The organism is Pseudarthrobacter sp. IC2-21 (assembly GCF_034048115.1).
In the GTDB taxonomy this organism is placed as follows: Bacteria; Actinomycetota; Actinomycetes; order Actinomycetales; family Micrococcaceae; genus Arthrobacter; species Arthrobacter naphthalenicus.
Window position 1 is genome coordinate 1870640 of sequence record NZ_CP139145.1, and the last position, 14841, is coordinate 1885480.

A 14841-nucleotide genomic window follows, 5' to 3' on the forward strand; every position below is an offset into this window, starting at 1 on the left:
TTCGCGGCCCGGATCGTAGGTTTCCTAGGACGTTCCGGTTTCAGTGGGAATGCCAGCTCCATCGGATGCCGTGCACAGTCATGATGACAGCCCTGGATGGAGGCCAGAATCGCGTTCAGGCGTGAAAGTCAAGGGTGGAGCAGACGCCGGTTTGAGTCCTTGACAATTTCTATGACGTGCCTCACTCTGTTGCTTACTGCGAAACTCATTGCTCCATGCGGAACAAATCAAAGCGGTGCCCCGGTGGGTCGCGCCCCAGTCCCTGAAGCTTAGAAGAGTGCGGTATGCACCAATGCCACTCTTTGAACCTCGCTCCCAGGGAACGGCGCCACCTGTCTCGACGCATCGAACCTGCCAGCCCAGGCCCGGTCAGGCGAGGCAAAACTGAGGCATCCGCAACACTCAGTAAAGGGATTACTTCATGACAAGCACACGTGACGTCAGCGCTGAAAAACGTAGCGAAAGCCCCAAGCCGACCGTCGAGACCTCCATATCAAAAGAGACCTGCTCCAAGTTCAAACGCCGCTTCATGGTGCGGCTTGTCGCCGTCTTCATCGGTGGGATGTTCCTCGACGGTTACATCCTCGGAATCATCGGTCCCGTCAGCGGGCTCATGCGGTCAGAGCTCCAGCTCGACGCACTATCTCTGGGCATGATCGCTGCTGGCCCGCTGGTTGGCATCTTCGTCGGCTCCCCGCTGGCCGGCTGGGCTACTGACAAGTTCGGACGCAAGCCCATGTTCCTCGTGGACATGGGCCTGTTCCTGGTCGCCTCAGGGGCGCAGTTCTTCGTAACCTCCGGCGACGGAGCCGTGATCCAGCTGGCCGCCATCCGGTTCTTCATGGGCGTCGCGATCGGCGGCGAGTACTCAATCGGTGGGCCATTGCTGTCATAGTTCTCCCCTCCAAAGCTCCGCGGGCGATTGCTCGGGCTGACTCTGATCGCCTGGTACGTCGGTTTCATGATGGCATTCATCATCGGCACGCTCCTGCACGACGCCGGCACCCCATGGCGCCTCGTAATCGGCACGAGCACGATACTCGCCTTCGTCCTGTTCCTCGCCCGCCTGGGCCTCCCCGAATCACCGAGCTGGCTCATTACGAAGGGACGGCATGAGGAAGCGCTCGCGATCGCACGCAGATATGTCGAATCGCCACAGATGCACGACAGCATCACGGGAGAAATGGATCTGAGGCTGATCCAGGAGGCCCAAGCCGCGCAGAGCGGGACCAAAGTCAAGGGCGCCTCCTTAGGAATGCTGTTCTCGAGGCAGTACTGGCGCACCACCCTCTTCACCTCAGGTTTTTGGTTCTGCGCGGTCACTCCCTACTTCGCAATCGCGACCTTCGCCGACGACGTGCTCAACCAATTCGGCTTCGGCGGCTGGACCGGTGGTGTCGGACTGTCCGCACTTGCGGCCGCCGGTGTTGTCACCACAGTACTTCTGATTGACAAGCTCGGCCGCCGGATCCTCACCGTGCCCGGGCAGTGGCTCTGCGCAGGCATCCTGCTGATCATCGGAGTCTGGGCAAACGCACCAGCGATCCTCGTGCTCGTTCTGTTTCTCGCTTTCTCCTTCTTCAATGCCAGCTACACCACGATGACCCAGGTCTATCCGGCCGAGGTGTTTCCCGGCCACCTGCGCGGCATCGGTATGGGCTTCGCCGCGGCCTTCAGCCGCATCGGAGCCGCACTCGGCACCTTCGCCCTGCCATGGGCGATCAGCAACATCGGCCTGGGCCCAAGCATGGTCGTAGCCGCCGCCGTCGCATTACTCGGCGCAGTCCTCTCGCAATGGCTCGCGCCTGAGACGAAGGGGCGCACCCTCGCCGAAATCTCAGCAGACTTCTCGCACTGACACCGACACTGCACGGTGCCAAATCGGGCGAAATTGTGCGCCCGGCTACGTCGCCTCACCGCCTTTCATGTATCGATGAATGTCGATATGCTTAACGCTGACGATGTCCCTGCTCGGGGCCGACCGCCTGAATGGGTGGCACTCCGTGTTTCGCTGTCGAATCGAACCGCCATGAAAGCCAAGGAGAACACTATGCCTGCTATCCGCATCTACGAGTCCGCCCTCTGCTGTGACACCGGGGTCTGCGGTCCTGACGTGGACCAGTCCCTGGTGGAGGTAACCGCGGACGTGCGTCACCTCCAGGGCCTCGGAGCCGACATCGCCCGCCACAACCTCGCCAGCGAACCGACCGCCTTCGCAGAGGACGAAACGGTGCGCGGCTATATGCACGTGGTTGGATCCAAGGGCCTTCCGCTCACCATCGTCGACGGAGTCACGGTTGCCACCGGCACCTACCCCAGCAGGGAGCAGTTGCTGACGTTGGCCGGACTGGGCCAAGCCGCGGTTGAGCCGCAGTCCCGTCCGGAACTTGGCCTGACTGAAAAGTCCGGAGGCTGCTGCGGCGGCTCGACGAGCTGCTGCTAGGTCCCGGCATGAAGTTTCTCGAGAACTCGCCCCGGTTCCTGTTCTTCACCGGCAAGGGCGGCGTCGGCAAGACCTCCGTAGCGTGCGCATCAGCGCTGACCCTCACCAGGTCCGGCAAGAAAGTCCTGCTGGTCAGCACCGACCCCGCGTCCAATGTCGGACAGGTCTTCGGCGTGACCATAGGGAACACCGTCACACCGCTTCAGGATGTGCCGGGCTTATCGGCACTGGAAATTGACCCGGAGCAGGCCGCCGAGGCTTACCGGGAACGGATCATCGCGCCGGTCCGGGGCCTCCTGCCTGAATCTGAGCTGGTCGGGATCGCGGAGAGTCTCTCGGGCTCCTGCACCACGGAGATCGCTTCCTTCGATGAATTCACAAATCTGCTCGCCGACGACAGCTTCTACGGGGACTATGACCACATCGTCTTCGACACCGCCCCGACCGGCCACACCATCCGGCTCCTGCAGTTGCCCGGTTCGTGGACCGATTTCCTGGCCGCCGGCAAGGGAGACCCCTCCTGCCTGGGCCCCCTGTCCGGGCTGGAAAAGCACAAGCAGGTCTACGCGAAGGCCGTCCAGGCCCTCACGGACCCGGCGCGGACCCGGCTTGTCCTGGTCGCCCGCGCGCAGACCTCGTCACTGAGCGAAATTGAGCGGACTTACCTCGAACTCAACCAGATCGGGATCGGGGGAGGGTACGTCGTCGTCAACGGCGTCCTGCCCGAAGCGGCGGGGGATGAGGATCTTGCGCAGGCGCTGCGCGCCCGGGAAGCGGCTGCCATCGCAGCCATTCCTGACGCGGTCGCCGGGCTGCCCCGCGATGTATTGGATCTGAAGCCGGGCAACATGGTCGGCATTGCGGCACTGGAATCCCTCTTCGCGGCCACGTCCGTCGCTGATATCACGGACGAAGCCACGCCGATCTCCGAGATTGAGGACGCCCCGCTGGCTGCCCTGGTGAACGAAGTGGAGCTCGACGGCCACGGCCTCGTGATGTGCATGGGCAAGGGCGGGGTCGGAAAGACCACGGTTGCGGCCGCCATCGCGGTCGCCCTGGCCAAACGCGGACATGTGGTCCACCTGACCACAACTGATCCCGCAGCCCACCTGACAGAGACACTCCACGGTTCCATCCCGGGCCTGACGGTTTCGCGCATTGATCCCGAAGCGGCCATCCAGGAGTACCGCCACCATGTCATGGAGACCAAGGGCCGGAATCTGGACGACGACGGGCGCGCTGCACTGGCCGAGGACCTTTTGTCGCCCTGCACCGACGAGGTGGCGGTGTTCCGGCAGTTCTCCAAGGTGGTCCAGGAATCCCGCCGGCACTTCGTGGTGATTGACACGGCACCGACCGGCCACACCCTGCTGCTCCTGGACGCCACCGGCTCGTACCACCGGGAAATCGCACGCCAAGTCGGGGACACTATGGGTTTCGTGACGCCCCTGATGCGGCTGCAGGATCCGGCACAGACCAAGGTCGTCCTCGTCACCCTGGCGGAAACGACGCCCGTGCTCGAAGCCGAAGAACTCCAGGGTGACCTGGAGAGGGCCGGAATCCACCCGTGGGCGTGGGTCATCAATAACTCGATTGCCGCCGCGCACCCGCAGTCCCCGTTCCTGCAGGCCCGCGCGGCGAGCGAAATGGAACAGATCACCAAGGTCCACACCCTGACGGACCGGACGGCGCTTATTCCGCTGCTGCCCGAAGAACCCACAGGCGAAAACAGGTTGTCGGCGCTGACCGCACTCAGCTCACAGCCCGCCTGAGATGGATCCAGCCCCCGCCCACACACGTACTCGGCGTCGGACCCGCCGTCCTGCACTGAGTTTTCGTCGCCCGGTGGGTCCTTCGCCTTGCCGCCTGTTGGCAACACAAGAGCTAAGGGACCTGCGTGCGCCGTTCGATCAGGATGGTGTCCCGCCATTGGCCGGCGGCAGGGCCCTGGGCCATCCGGGCAATCTTTTCCCGCCGTCCGACCACCCTGAAGCCGTAGGCAAGGTGCAGCCTGAGGCTCGGCTCGTTCTCCGGAAAAACGCTCGCCTGGATGGTCCAGATGCCGTCCTCTTCCGTCGACGCGATCAACGCCTGGAGCAGGAGTGTTCCTATCCGACGGCCGCGGGCCGCAGCTGAAACGTAGACGGAGTGCTCCACGACACCGGAGTAGACGGGGCGGGAGGACACAGCGGAAACAGCAGCCCAGCCAAGAATCCCGTCGCCGGGCGCCTCAGCCACCAGGCGGTGAGAAGCAAGCCGCGAGGCATCGAAACCGCGCCAATCCGGTGCCTCGACCTCGAACGTGGCCTGGCCCGTTGCGATTCCCTCCATGTAGATCCGCCGGACCTCTGGCCAGTCGGATTCCCGCATGGGCCGGACAATAACGTCAGGGGCCGGAGTCTGATTCACAGGGACGCCAGCAGGCCGGCCGTCTGCTCCAGGGCGCCGGGAACGAGGGAGTAGTAGGCCCATGTGCCGCGCTTTTCGCGATGCAGCAGGCCGGCGTCAACCAGAATCTTCAAGTGATGGGAGACCGTGGGCTGGCCCAGATCCAGTGGGTCGGTGAGATCGCAGACGCAGGACTCCCCGGACGCCTCGGCCTTAACCATGGAGAGTAGGCGGAGCCGGTTCGGGTCGGCCAGGGCCTTGAAGACCAGAGCTTTCTGCTTAGCTTCCTCGGCGCCGAGAACGGGCATTCCCGCAGGGGCGCAGCAGGATTCATCCGTGGCGGGTACGAGGACAGGCAGAGAGGTCATGTGACTATTATGCCTTGATATTGACAGTCATCAATATACTGCTATGTCAACGAGTGCCCTTTCGTACCCATCTCGACGGGACGGCAGGGTCGCCAGCAGCCGCCGAGCGTTACCGGTTGGCCGCTTCGGAACTTCGCGGGATAACGACGTCGTCCGCGTTGCGGGAAGCGGTCGGGAACAGGATGGCGAGGAGGCCGACGCCGACGGCCGCGCCGACGAGCTGCGCGATGACGAAGCCGGGCACTGAGGCGGGTGCGATGCCGGCGAAGGTGTCACTGAAGATCCGGCCGACAGCCACGGCGGGGTTCGCGAACGATGTGGAGGAGGTGAACCAGTATGCGGCGCCGATGTAGGCGCCGACGGCGGGGGCTGCGAGGGCGCCCCGTTTGGTGGCGGCCAGGGCGAAAATCAGCAGCACCAGTCCTGCGGTGGCGACGACCTCGCCCAGGAGGTGCCCGCTGGTGGTGCGGTCCTTGACCGAGATCGAAGTGGCCACCTCGAACATGGCGTTCGCAATGACGCTTCCACTGATCCCGCCCACCGTCTGGGCAACTACGTAGGTGCCGAGGTCCGGCAGGGTCAGCCCGGTGCCGCTGCGCCGGCCCAAGACCCAATCCACCAGGGACACCACCGGATTGAAGTGTGCGCCGCTGACGGGACCGAGCACCAGGATCAGGACCGTCAGGCCCAGGACCGTGGCAGTGCTGTTCTGGAGTAGCTGCAGGCCAATATCGTTAGGGGAGAGCTGCTCGGCGGCGATCCCGGAGCCGACAACGATCATCACGAGCAAACTGGTGCCGAGCAGCTCGGCGACGGCACGGCGCCATAGCGGCAGTTGTTGAGAAGTCATACCAACAGCTTGACGGAAAGAATTAACTCAGTCAAAATTGAATCAATGGATACTGACTCAGTTGGTGACTTCCGCGCCCGCGTCGCCAAACACGCGGCCCTCGCCGATCCCGCACGGCTGCGCATCGTGGACCTGCTGACCCTGAGCGACCTCTCCCCGACGGAACTGCAGGCCGAGCTCGGCATGCCCTCGAACCTGCTGTCCCACCACCTGCGCACCCTTGAAGCCGCGGGCCTGGCCACCCGCCACCGATCGGAGGCGGACAAGCGCCGCAGCTACATCCGGCTCGCGACCGGCGCTCTGGACGGGCTGACTCCCGGCCGTGAACACGGAGCCCGCCGCGTCCTGTTCGTCTGCACGCGCAACAGCGCCCGGTCCCAGCTGGCCGTCGCCCTCTGGAACCAGGCCAGCGGGATCCCGTCGATTTCGGCAGGAACGCACCCGGCCGAATGCATCGCCGGGGGCGCCTTCGAGGTCGCCCGCCGCCACGGCGTCCACCTTGCAGACGTTCCCCCGCGCCGCCTTGATGAAGTGGCTGATGCTGGCGACTTCGTCGTAACCGTGTGCGACAACGCCCACGAGGAACTGTCCGGCCTCAAGGGCATCCACTGGTCCGTGCCGGATCCGCTCCGGCTGAATACGGAGGACGCCTTCGAAGACGCCTTCACCGACATCAGCCGGCGCATCAGCGACCTCGCCCCCCGATTGCACGCAGCCTAGACCTCACCGCATGACCTCACCCCAACCGATCCACACCCAACTGATTCCAGGAGAAATACCGTGAGCACCGAAAACGCCAAGAAGCCTTCCGTCCTGTTCGTCTGCGTCCACAACGCCGGCCGCTCCCAGATGGCCGCCGCTTTTCTGACCACCCTCGGGGAGGGCCGGATCGAGGTCCGTTCCGCCGGATCTCAGCCTGCGGACACGGTCAACCCGGCCGCCGTCGAGGCCATGGCCGAGCTCGGCATCGACATGTCCGCTGAAATCCCGAAGGTCCTCACCACGGAGGCCGTGAAGGAATCCGACGTCGTCATCACCATGGGCTGCGGCGACACGTGCCCGATCTTCCCCGGCAAGCGCTACGAGGACTGGGAACTCGCAGACCCGGCCGGCCAGGGCCTGGACTCCGTGCGACCGATCCGCGACGACATCAAGGCCCGCATCGAGGAGCTCATTGCCTCCCTGACCCCGGCCGCCACGTAGGGTCACCGGGATGAGATTGGCCCGCCAGGGCTCTGTCGTCGTTCGCTGACGTTCAGCTAGTCTTTTCCGATGGCTGACATGGAATTCAAGAAGCGCTTGGATCAGGTCGATGGGCTGTACAACGAGCTCTACGAGTTGCGGCAGCGTGGTGATGATGCCGGCAAGGAAGAAATTGTGTTGGCGGAGATGCGTTTGGATAACGCTTGGCGGGAGCTGTACGCCTTCATGGAGCTACCGCTTTCGCCAGATGCCCAGACAGGCGACATTTCCGAGTAACAAGGACTCCTGCGCGAGGCGTCCTGTCGTGCGACTGATGCCGACCCGTGCGGACTGAGCCTTACTCAACTCCGGGAGCGGCTACTAGAATTATGCGGATTACGTGCTTCAAATCCCCCTGGTCAAGTCTGAACCTCTGACAGAAAGACCGCCATGACGACCGCTTCTGGCCCCGGCACGCCGGCCTACGTTGCCCTGAAGCAGCGGGGCGCCGGGGACCGCAAGCCTCTGGTCCGCTGGTTGCTCGCCAACCAGGTCGCACCTGCCGGTCCCGAGGCCGAGGACGGCCACAGACCCAACGCCTGGTGGAAAGTCATGTGCCTGACCGGCGTCGACTACTTCTCCACTCTGTCCTACCTGCCCGGCATCGCCGCCCTGGCCGCCGGAGCCCTGTCCCCGCTAGCCACCCTACTGATCGTGGCCCTGACGCTGCTGGGCATGCTGCCCATGTACCGCCGGGTTGCGCAGGAGAGCCCGCACGGGCAGGGCTCCGTCGCCATGCTGGAGAAGCTGCTGCCCTTCTGGCGCGGCAAGTTCTTCGTTCTGCTGCTGCTCGGCTTCGTCGCGACCTCGTGGATCATCACCATTACGCTCTCCGGCGCCGACGCCACGGTGCACCTGTTGGAGAACCCGATGATGCCGGAAGGCCTGAAAGGCAGCGCTGTGATCATCACCGTGATTCTGCTGCTGATCCTGGGCGGGGTGTTCCTGCTCGGATTTAACGAGGCCGTCGGTGTCGCCATCCCGCTGGTGGCCGTCTACCTGCTGCTGAACGCCGCCGTCGTCGCCGCCGGGTTTATGCACATTTTCTCCGACCCGAGCCTCATCTCCGGCTGGACCGACCGGCTGATGGCCAGCTCGAGCGGCGGCCCCATGGAGCTGATCGGCCCGGCCGTCATCGCGTTCCCGCTTCTGGTCCTGGGCTTGTCCGGTTTCGAGACCGGCGTGTCCATGATGCCGCTAATCAAAGCCACCGGGGACACCCCGGAGGAGGTCATGGCCTCCCGGGTCCGGAACACCCGCAAGCTGCTCACCACCGCCGCCCTCATCATGAGCGTCTACCTCATGTCCACCAGCTTCCTCACCACGGTCATGATCCCGGCCAACGAATTCCAGGCCGGCGGCCAGGCCAACGGCCGCGCCCTGGCTTTCCTCGCCCATGACCTGTTCGGCGCCGGGTTCGGGACCGTGTACGACATTTCCAGCGCCCTGATCCTTTGGTTCGCCGGGGCGTCGGCCATGGCCGGACTGATCAACATCGTGCCCCGCTACCTGCCCGCCTACGGCATGGCACCGGAATGGGGCCGTGCCGTCCGCCCTGTGGTCATCGTCTATACGGTGCTGAGCATCGGGATCACCATCGCTTTCAAGGCCGACGTCAACGCCCAAGCCGGCGCCTACGCCACCGGCATCCTGGCCATGATGGTCTCCGGAGCTGTCGCCGTGACCGTCTCAGCTCTCCGGCGGCACAGTCGCGCCGGGACCATCGGCTTCGGCGCCCTGACCCTGGTGCTGCTGTATGCGCTGGGCGACAACGTTCTCGAGAAACCAGACGGCATCCTCATCTCGGGGTTCTTCATCGCCGGAATCATTGCGGTCTCGCTCGTCTCGCGGGTCACCCGCTCCACCGAACTGCGCGTGGACACCATCGAGTTCGACGACGCCGCCCGCCAGTTCATCACCGATTCGATTGCCTTCGACGGCGAGTTGCACATCATCGCCAACAAGAAGCAGTCCGGTGACAAGGCGGAGTACGCCGAGAAGGAGTACGAACAGCGCGGGCTGAACCCCGTGCCGGGCCCCGCCGACGTCATCTTCCTGGAGATCGAGATCTCCGACCCCTCGGAGTTCAGCCACACTCTCCGGGTCGAAGGCACCGAGGTCGAGGGCTATCGCGTGCTTAGGGTGAAGTCCCCGGCAGTACCGAACGCGATCGCGGCGGTGCTGCTGGCCATGCGGGACTCCACAGGAGTAAACCCCCAGTGCTACTTCGAATGGTCGGAGGGCAGCCCGATCAACCACCTCATGCGTTACCTGTTCCTCGGCCAGGGTGACACGCCTCCGCTGGTGCGCGAAATCCTCCGTGAAGTCGAGCCTGAGAAGGACCGTCGGCCGGGGATCCATGTCGGGTGAGCATCCCTGCCGGGCCATGGCTTGCCTCAGATGCCGCCGCGGCGGATGAGCCTGCCGGTGGGGGTCTGGCCGTCCACCACTGCGCCGCGGAGGAACGTCTTCCGAACCACACCTGACAGGGCTTGGCCGTCGTATGGGGTGATGGGGTTCTTGTGCTTGAGCTTGGACACGTCCACCACGAAAGCCTCATCCGGCGCGAAGACGGCGAAATCGGCGTCGTAGCCCAGCGCCAGCTGTCCCTTGTTGGTGAGGCGGGCCAGGGCGGCCGGCTTTTCCGCCATCCAGGACAACACCTGTTCGAGCGGGATGCCGCGGTGCCGGGCCTCGGTCCAGATCAGGGACAGGCCCAGCTGCAGGGAGGAGACGCCGCCCCAGGCCACGGCAAAGTCACCGTTTTCCAGGTCCTTGAGGTCAAGTGTGCTGGGCGAGTGATCCGAAACGATGCAGTCGATGGTGCCGTCCTGCAGGCCCTGCCACAGGAGCTCCCGGTTGGATGCCTCGCGGATGGGCGGGCAGCACTTGTAGGCGGTGGCGCCGTCGGGGATTTCCTCGGCAGTCAGGGTCAGGTAGTGCGGGCACGTCTCCACGGTGAGCTTGACGCCGTCGCGTTTTGCGCTGGCAATCATGGGCAGCGCGTCCGACGACGAGAGGTGCAGGATGTGCGCACGTGTACCGGTCCAGCGGGCCCGTTCGATGACCTCCGCGATGGCCTTGTTCTCGGCGCCGCGCGGGCGGGAGGCCAGGAACGTGGAGTAGTGGTCACCGCCGGGGTGGGGTGCACGGTCGATGGCGTGCGAGTCCTCGGCGTGGATGATCATGAGCGAGTCGAAGGACTTCAGCTCGGCCATGTCCTCCTCCATCTCGTCCGCATCCAGGTGCGGGAATTCGTCCACGCCGGAGTGCACGAGGAAGCATTTGAAGCCGAAGACGCCCTCGTCATGCAGGGGGCGGAGGTCCGCCTTGTTGCCGGGGATCGCCCCGCCCCAGAACCCGATGTCCACGAAGGCCTGGTCCTCGGCCACCTCGCGCTTGAGCTTGAGGTTCTCCACCGTGGTGGTGGGCGGGACGGAGTTCAGCGGCATGTCGATGATGGTGGTGACGCCGCCGGCCGCCGCGGCCCGGGTGGCGGAGGCAAAGCCCTCCCATTCGGTGCGGCCGGGCTCATTGACGTGGACGTGCGTGTCCACCAGGCCCGGGAGCAGCGTCTCGTCGTCGGCCAGTTCGATCACTTCCGCGCCGGCCAAGCCGTTGCCCAGCGGTTCAATGGCCGCGATCTTGCCGCCGCGGACGCCCACTTCGCGTGGGGCGATGCCAACGGTGGTCAGGATGCGCTGGCCCCGGACGACGAGGTCAAAGCGGTCTTCAGACACGGAGGTCCTCCTTGGTACTTGCGGTGGCGGGCCTGGTGACCGCCGGCTTCGCACTGATCTGGGTGCCCAGCCGTTCCAGCAGGGGCCGTGCCTCTGCTATGCACCTGTTTACATCGGTTTCGAGTCCAGTCAAAGCGTAGACGTACGCCCCAGTGGGGAACACACATTTCGTGGCCGCTCGGAGGCCGCGGCGACGCCGTCGGATTAGGATGTACGGTGTGAATCAAGCGCTCGACGACGGGCCGTTCTATCACGGCACGAAAGCTGACCTCCGGGACGGTGACCTCCTGAGTCCCGGCTTCAGGTCGAACTACCGCCCCGAAGTGGTGATGAACCACATCTACTTCACGGCCCTTCCGAACGGCGCGGGACTCGCGGCAGAACTCGCTGCAGGCGACGGCGCGCCGCGGGTGTACGCCGTCGAGCCGACCGGCCCCTTCGAGGACGACCCGAACGTCACAGACAAGAAATTCCCGGGCAACCCCACCCGGTCCTACCGCAGCAGTGACCCGCTCCGGGTCATCGGCGAAGTCACCGACTGGACACGGTTGGCACCCGAGGAACTACGGGCGTGGAAAGAACGCCTGGCAGCACTCCTTGGGGATGAACGAGGCGAAATTATCAACTGAAAGTAGGGCAAGCACCGCTCCGCCTTCGCCGCCTTGGAGCGTTGGGGCGCTGTTCGTTGACTGACTACCCTTGAGTGCATTGGATCAGTGACCGTCAGTTGTCTCCTTGAGGTGTACGTCGAGGACATCGCGGACTGAGGTCCAATCGTGTGGACCATAGCGGTCGTTGTTGATGTGTTGGAGCTCGGCCTCGCCGTTGAACATGCTGACGAAGTACTGCATGCCCTGCCACGCGGGGAAGGCTTGGTCTTTGTCCTTCGACAGGTACCTGCCGATCCTGCTCATGGCCGCCAATGTGCCGGTGGTACCGGCCCATTGCAGGGAGAACGGTGTCTTCGTGAGTTCGGTCATGGTTCCGGCGATACTACGTGCGGTGACACGATCGCCAGCTATCTCGACGACGCGGGGAGCTTTCGCATCGAGGGCGGCAAGCGCGACAATGCGGGCGACGTCGTCCTTGGTCGTGAAGTCGAGAATCTGGTCCGGTGAGGACCAGAACAGGACGCGATGACGCTTAAATAGAATCATGGGCGCCTGACCGGTGAGCATGTCGGCGAACGCCCCGTTCAACACTGAAGTTACGCGAATGGGGGCGGCATCGAGGTCCGCGGCGAGCTCGCGACGGAGCTCGAAGTTGCGGTTGCTGCCGGGGGTGATCCGCCGGTAGTCCGCAGAATAGTCCGACGGGATGAACCGTGCCACCCCTGCTGCGACGGCGGCGGCGAGGAGCGCCCGCTGCGCATCGACGATGACCGGACGGGCACCGCTGACGGCTGAAATGACGGTGTCGACGCCGGACAGTGCTGAGGCGAGGCCGGCCCGGTCCGTGTAGGCAACCTCGTGGAACATGCCATGGGCGGTCCCGGTCCCGGGGCGTGTCAGAACGCGGACGAGGGTGTCGTGGCGGAGAAGTTCGCGAACGATGCGGCGGCCGAGGTCACCGGTGGCTCCGGCGACGAGGACGGTGGCGGTAGTGATCATGTGCTCTTCTCTGTACGGTTTGTCGGTGCGGCGCCGAGCCCGATCCCGGCGCCAAGTATGCTGCGGCAAACCATTGGACCGTAGAGCGTCCTCTGGCGTCGGCTTTCGGTTAAGCTGTTTCAGGCTTCAGGGGACGATGACGGCCCGTCCCCGCAGCTTGCCCGCGTGCAGTTTCTCGTAGGCCTGTGGGGCGTCGCCAAGGGAAAAGACCTCCGTTTCCACCTTGACTGCACCTGAGCGGGCAAGTTCCAGAACTTCGAAAAGTTCTGACCGGTAACCCCAATAAGGGGCGCGGATGGAAGATTCAAAAGGCTTGTCCAGCATGCCCACGGGCAGCTGTCCCGAGCCGACACCTACGATGACCTGGTCCCCGCCGACGCGCACCAGCTTGCTGCCCAGGTCCAGGGTGGGCTGTGCGCCCACGAAGTCGAATACTGCCTGGACACCCCGGGAGAGGGTCAGTTGCTGGATCTTATCGACCGCGCCGGCGTCCGAGATGAAGGCATAATGGGCTCCGACCTCCTGGGCCAGGCTGAGCTTCTCTTCATTCAGGTCCAAAGCAATGACGGTGGCCGGGGTGATAGCCCTGAGTATCTGGATGGCGACGTGGCCCAGGCCGCCGGCGCCGATAACGACGGCTACCGAACCCGGCACGAGCTTTCCGAGCGACGCTTTGATCGCATGGTACGGGGTCAGCCCCGCGTCGGTGAGCGAGACATTCTGCACCGGATCAAGGTCGCCAAGGGGCACCAGGTGGCGCGGGCTGTCGATAAGCATGTACTCCGCCATCGACCCGGGGGATCCGAGGCCCGGCGGGGTGATGCCCAGGCGGGCGGCGTTCTCGCAATAGTTCTCATGACCCTGCGAACAGGCGTAGCAGTAGCCACAGCCCCAAGGCCCGTAGACCGCCACGGACTCACCCACTTCCAGGCCGACCGCACCCTCACCCAGCTTGTCCACGACGCCGGCGCCCTCATGGCCCAACGTCATCGGCAGCGGGTAGCTGGCGCGGTACACATCCTCCGGCAGACCCATGACAAACTCATCCGAGTGGCACACACCGGCCGCCGTGACCTTCAGCCGGACCTGCCCGGGGCCGGGCTCGGGCATGTCGACTTCAACAACCTCCGGGGGTGCGCCTATCGCACGGTACTGAAGGGCCTTCACGGTTTCTCCTTTGTCGTCGCGGACGTAGTGCCCCCACTCTAAGCAGAGGGCCTGCGATTCCGCAGCCCGTACTTAGCTCTCAACTGGAGGTACCAGCGACAAATAAGGGCTCAATCTGACCCGCAGCTATGAAATCAACGCCGAATACCGTCAACACCTGGACCGGCGCAGCCCTCAAGCCAGACAAGAGCTGCTGACCGGTCCATGCCGAAACGCCGGAGTGGTCACGTGGCGGCCTGAGAATGAAGCGGGCAGCGCTGAAGGGCGGACCGCATGTCTAGAAAGGCAGGTGGAAGCCGCCGTTGGAGTGCAGGAGCTGGCCGTTAATCCAGCCTCCGCGCTCGGAGAGCAGGAAAGACACGAGGTTCGCCGCGTCTCCTTGGGTGCCGAGCCGGCCCAGGGCGGTCTCCCGGCTCAGGGCCTCCCCGGCTTCCGGACTGATCCATCCGGTGTTTACCGGACCGGGATTAACGATGTTTGCGGTGATACCCAGGTGCCCGAGCTCTCCAGCGGCGGCGATCACGATTCGATCAAGCGCGCCCTTGCTTGCTCCGTAAGGAAGGTTGTGAGTTGTGTGGTCACTCGTCAGGGCCACGATCCGGCCCAGGCCGGGAGCCGAGGCGTACTGCTGCGCGAACGCCTTGATCAGGAGCCAACTGGCACGCGTGTTGACCGCAAAATGCCGGTCAAAACTCTCGACTGACGTGTCCAGGATGCTGCTGTCGACGGACAGGGCGTGGCTGGCCACGAGTGCCCGGACGGGCCCCAACTGCGCTGCAACCGCCTGCATCAATGTCTCGGGAGCCGACGGGTCGGCGAGGTCAGTGTCGGATGTAAAGGTCTTGGCCCCGAGTTCTTGCAGCTCGAGGGAGAACTCATCGACGAATCCACTGTCCGGACTGTGGTTCGCGAAGGCGATGTCCCACCCGTCCGCAGCAAGCCGGCGGGCGATCTCGGTGCCGATCGAGATCTTGCGTCCGACCCCGGTAATCAAGACAAGGGGACGCGGCTCAGTCATCCGTTGATCCTATGC

At 64.5% G+C, this 14841-nt stretch carries 14 protein-coding genes and 1 pseudogene; 8 read left to right on the plus strand and 7 right to left on the minus strand.

The window, feature by feature from the left end:
* Positions 1-562: 562 nt before the first annotated feature.
* The 3 genes and pseudogenes from SBP01_RS08585 to arsA all read left to right on the plus strand — a co-directional run bounded on the left by SBP01_RS08585 (position 563) and on the right by arsA (position 4215).
* Positions 563-1858, plus strand: a pseudogene (locus tag SBP01_RS08585) (MFS transporter).
* Between the two features lie 192 nt (positions 1859-2050).
* On the plus strand, positions 2051-2443 hold the full coding sequence (gene arsD / locus SBP01_RS08590) for an arsenite efflux transporter metallochaperone ArsD (RefSeq protein ID WP_320538118.1): 393 nt from the start codon (positions 2051-2053) through the stop codon (positions 2441-2443).
* A gap of 8 nt (positions 2444-2451) precedes the next feature.
* Positions 2452-4215 (plus strand): arsenical pump-driving ATPase, encoded by a 1764-nt coding sequence (arsA, locus tag SBP01_RS08595; RefSeq protein ID WP_320538119.1) that lies wholly within the window; start codon positions 2452-2454, stop codon positions 4213-4215.
* Positions 4216-4327: 112 nt separating this feature from the next.
* Here arsA and SBP01_RS08600 read toward each other — a convergent pair whose 3' ends face one another.
* From SBP01_RS08600 to SBP01_RS08610, 3 genes are all read right to left on the minus strand, one after another.
* The gene (locus tag SBP01_RS08600) at positions 4328-4813 is read right to left on the minus strand and encodes an N-acetyltransferase family protein (RefSeq protein ID WP_320538120.1); all 486 of its coding nucleotides are present in this window, start codon (positions 4811-4813) and stop codon (positions 4328-4330) included.
* 35 nt (positions 4814-4848) lie between these two features.
* On the minus strand, positions 4849-5199 hold the full coding sequence (locus tag SBP01_RS08605) for a metalloregulator ArsR/SmtB family transcription factor (RefSeq protein ID WP_320538121.1): 351 nt from the start codon (positions 5197-5199) through the stop codon (positions 4849-4851).
* Positions 5200-5308: 109 nt separating this feature from the next.
* Positions 5309-6049: an aquaporin gene (locus tag SBP01_RS08610; RefSeq protein ID WP_275215594.1), complete on the minus strand. Its 741-nt coding sequence runs from the start codon at positions 6047-6049 to the stop codon at positions 5309-5311.
* Positions 6050-6094: 45 nt separating this feature from the next.
* On the opposite strand from SBP01_RS08610, the gene SBP01_RS08615 reads away from it, so the two are divergent.
* The 4 genes from SBP01_RS08615 to SBP01_RS08630 all read left to right on the plus strand — a co-directional run bounded on the left by SBP01_RS08615 (position 6095) and on the right by SBP01_RS08630 (position 9661).
* Positions 6095-6769: a helix-turn-helix domain-containing protein gene (locus tag SBP01_RS08615; protein ID WP_320538122.1), complete on the plus strand. Its 675-nt coding sequence runs from the start codon at positions 6095-6097 to the stop codon at positions 6767-6769.
* 60 nt (positions 6770-6829) lie between these two features.
* Positions 6830-7252 (plus strand): arsenate reductase ArsC, encoded by a 423-nt coding sequence (locus tag SBP01_RS08620; protein WP_320538123.1) that lies wholly within the window; start codon positions 6830-6832, stop codon positions 7250-7252.
* A 69-nt stretch (positions 7253-7321) separates the two neighbouring features.
* Positions 7322-7528, plus strand: coding sequence for a hypothetical protein (locus tag SBP01_RS08625; RefSeq protein WP_275215597.1), 207 nt, complete (start codon positions 7322-7324; stop codon positions 7526-7528).
* A gap of 153 nt (positions 7529-7681) precedes the next feature.
* Positions 7682-9661, plus strand: a complete 1980-nt coding sequence (locus tag SBP01_RS08630) for an amino acid transporter (protein WP_320538124.1) — start codon at positions 7682-7684, stop codon at positions 9659-9661.
* A 26-nt stretch (positions 9662-9687) separates the two neighbouring features.
* Here SBP01_RS08630 and allB read toward each other — a convergent pair whose 3' ends face one another.
* Complete coding sequence (gene allB / locus SBP01_RS08635; protein ID WP_320538125.1) at positions 9688-11031, minus strand: allantoinase AllB; 1344 nt, start codon at positions 11029-11031, stop codon at positions 9688-9690.
* Between the two features lie 209 nt (positions 11032-11240).
* Here allB and arr point away from each other — a divergent pair, with 209 nt between their 5' ends.
* Positions 11241-11660: an NAD(+)--rifampin ADP-ribosyltransferase gene (gene arr, locus SBP01_RS08640; protein ID WP_414004281.1), complete on the plus strand. Its 420-nt coding sequence runs from the start codon at positions 11241-11243 to the stop codon at positions 11658-11660.
* An 84-nt stretch (positions 11661-11744) separates the two neighbouring features.
* Here the strand turns inward: arr and SBP01_RS08645 are convergent, their stop codons facing one another.
* From SBP01_RS08645 to SBP01_RS08655, 3 genes are all read right to left on the minus strand, one after another.
* Complete coding sequence (locus tag SBP01_RS08645; protein ID WP_320538127.1) at positions 11745-12641, minus strand: NmrA family NAD(P)-binding protein; 897 nt, start codon at positions 12639-12641, stop codon at positions 11745-11747.
* Between the two features lie 126 nt (positions 12642-12767).
* Positions 12768-13808 carry an NAD(P)-dependent alcohol dehydrogenase gene (locus tag SBP01_RS08650; RefSeq protein WP_320538128.1) on the minus strand — a complete coding sequence of 347 codons (1041 nt, stop codon included), beginning with the start codon at positions 13806-13808 and terminating at the stop codon, positions 12768-12770.
* Between the two features lie 277 nt (positions 13809-14085).
* Positions 14086-14826, minus strand: a complete 741-nt coding sequence (locus tag SBP01_RS08655; RefSeq protein WP_320538129.1) for an SDR family oxidoreductase — start codon at positions 14824-14826, stop codon at positions 14086-14088.
* Positions 14827-14841 lie beyond the last annotated feature (15 nt).

Coding starts and splice junctions, on each gene's coding strand:
- arsD (WP_320538118.1), top strand. CDS start 2,051: ATGCCTGCTATCCGCATCTACGAGTCCGCCCTCTGCTGTGACACCGGG.
- SBP01_RS08610 (WP_275215594.1), bottom strand. CDS start 6,049: ATGACTTCTCAACAACTGCCGCTATGGCGCCGTGCCGTCGCCGAGCTG.
- arsA (WP_320538119.1), top strand. CDS start 2,452: ATGAAGTTTCTCGAGAACTCGCCCCGGTTCCTGTTCTTCACCGGCAAG.
- SBP01_RS08605 (WP_320538121.1), bottom strand. CDS start 5,199: ATGACCTCTCTGCCTGTCCTCGTACCCGCCACGGATGAATCCTGCTGC.
- SBP01_RS08645 (WP_320538127.1), bottom strand. CDS start 12,641: ATGATCACTACCGCCACCGTCCTCGTCGCCGGAGCCACCGGTGACCTC.
- SBP01_RS08655 (WP_320538129.1), bottom strand. CDS start 14,826: ATGACTGAGCCGCGTCCCCTTGTCTTGATTACCGGGGTCGGACGCAAG.
- SBP01_RS08630 (WP_320538124.1), top strand. CDS start 7,682: ATGACGACCGCTTCTGGCCCCGGCACGCCGGCCTACGTTGCCCTGAAG.
- SBP01_RS08615 (WP_320538122.1), top strand. CDS start 6,095: ATGGATACTGACTCAGTTGGTGACTTCCGCGCCCGCGTCGCCAAACAC.
- SBP01_RS08625 (WP_275215597.1), top strand. CDS start 7,322: ATGGCTGACATGGAATTCAAGAAGCGCTTGGATCAGGTCGATGGGCTG.
- SBP01_RS08600 (WP_320538120.1), bottom strand. CDS start 4,813: ATGCGGGAATCCGACTGGCCAGAGGTCCGGCGGATCTACATGGAGGGA.
- arr (WP_414004281.1), top strand. CDS start 11,241: ATGTACGGTGTGAATCAAGCGCTCGACGACGGGCCGTTCTATCACGGC.